3 tRNA genes are annotated in these 480 nt (G+C 48.3%); all 3 read right to left on the bottom strand.

Annotated features, from left to right (window positions below):
- Positions 1–92: 92 nt before the first annotated feature.
- Positions 93–167, bottom strand: a tRNA-Gly gene (locus LNN34_RS21790).
- Between the two features lie 65 nt (positions 168–232).
- Positions 233–305, bottom strand: a tRNA-Thr gene (locus LNN34_RS21785).
- Between the two features lie 2 nt (positions 306–307).
- Positions 308–382, bottom strand: a tRNA-Asn gene (locus LNN34_RS21780).
- Positions 383–480: the final 98 nt, after the last annotated feature.

Raw genomic sequence — 480 nt, 5'->3', positions numbered from 1 at the left:
CCCCTAACCTTTTGATCCGTAGTCAAACGCTCTATCCAATTGAGCTACGGGCGCATTTTCACTTGTATCAACATCCCGTTGGGATGAAAAAATGGAGCGGAAGACGGGATTCGAACCCGCGACCCCCACCTTGGCAAGGTGATGTTCTACCACTGAACTACTTCCGCATATCGCAATAAAAAAAGCTTTCTCCTTTTTGAGAAACCTTGGTAAGAGTAATACATTTAAATAAAGCTTCCAAGCGGGCTCGAACCGCTGACCTCTTCCTTACCATGGAAGTGCTCTACCTGCTGAGCTATGGAAGCAATGGCTCCGCAGGTAGGATTCGAACCTACGACCGATCGGTTAACAGCCGATAGCTCTACCACTGAGCTACTGCGGAATGATATAAGCTTCATAAACAAACATGGTAGAAATAGATAAACTGCTTGGCGGCGTCCTACTCTCACAGGGGGAAACCCCCGACTACCATCGGCGCTG

Source organism: Bacillus sp. AF23, assembly GCF_020861455.1.
Lineage (GTDB): Bacteria > Bacillota > Bacilli > Bacillales > Bacillaceae > Bacillus > Bacillus halotolerans.
This window is presented reverse-complemented; position numbering and strand designations above follow the sequence as displayed.